The sequence below is a fragment of the Micromonospora sp. LZ34 genome, assembly GCF_052981855.1.
Genome location: NZ_JBRIQN010000164.1, coordinates 1 through 892, shown reverse-complemented (window position 1 = coordinate 892; position 892 = coordinate 1). Strand labels below are relative to the sequence as shown.

At 69.8% G+C, this 892-nt stretch carries 2 protein-coding genes; both read right to left on the bottom strand.

All coding sequences use genetic code 11. The features are described 5' to 3' along the window. Positions 1 to 54: 54 nt before the first annotated feature. Positions 55 to 468, bottom strand: a complete 414-nt coding sequence (locus tag ACVCAH_RS37960; RefSeq protein ID WP_447141026.1) for an IS3 family transposase — start codon at positions 466 to 468, stop codon at positions 55 to 57. Between the two features lie 70 nt (positions 469 to 538). Then, positions 539 to 826 carry a transposase gene (locus tag ACVCAH_RS37955; protein WP_447141025.1) on the bottom strand — a complete coding sequence of 96 codons (288 nt, stop codon included), beginning with the start codon at positions 824 to 826 and terminating at the stop codon, positions 539 to 541. Positions 827 to 892: the final 66 nt, after the last annotated feature.

Sequence of the window (892 nt, the reverse complement as noted above, 5' to 3'; positions counted from 1 at the left end):
GGCCATGTCCAGGGCGTCGATGACCAACTCGGAGCGCAGGTGGTCGGCGATCGATCAGCCCACGACCCGGCGGGCGAACACGTCCAGCACGACCGCGCAGTACACCCAGCCCTGGCTGGTGCGGTGCTGGATGATGTCGGTGACCCACAGCGCGTCCGGCCGGTCGACGACGAACCGCCGGTTGACCAGGTCCGCCGACGGTGAGGCCTGCGGGTCGCGCACGGTGCAGCCACGCCGCCGGCGCCGGTACACGCCCTGCAGACCGGCGTGCCGCATGAGCCGCTCGACGCGTTTGCGGCCGCACCGCACTCCGGCGGCCAGCCGCAGTTCGGCGTGCACCCGCGGGGATCCGTAGGTGCCCCGCGACATCTGATGGATCTCACCGATCAGCTCACCGAGCGCCTGATCAGCGGCCTCACGCGGCGAGACCGGCCGGCCGCGCCAGTCGTAGTAGCCCGATGTCGACATTCGAGGACCCGGCACGCCACCGCCACCGCGATCCCGCCGGCGGCGGCGAGATCAGCGACGACCGGGTAGATCATTTTGGGAGGACGTTCTCCCGCGCGAAATAGGCCGCGGCCCGGCGCAGGATCTCGTTCTCCACCTCCAGGCGCCGCTTCTCCTTCCGCAGCGCCGCCAACTCCTTGCGCTCGTCACTGGTCAGACCCCCGCGCTTACCGTCATCGGTGTCGGCCTGGGCCAGCCAGTTCCGCAGACACGACTCCGAGATCCCCAAATCCTTGGCGATCTCCCGGATCGGCTTGTCCCGCAGCCGAGCCAACTCAACCGCACGCTGACGGAACTCCGGCGGGTGTGGTGCGGGCATCCGAACTCCTCCCTCGGCGACCAGTGTCGCCTCAGATCAGGTGCCCGGGAAACCGGGGGAAGCTCA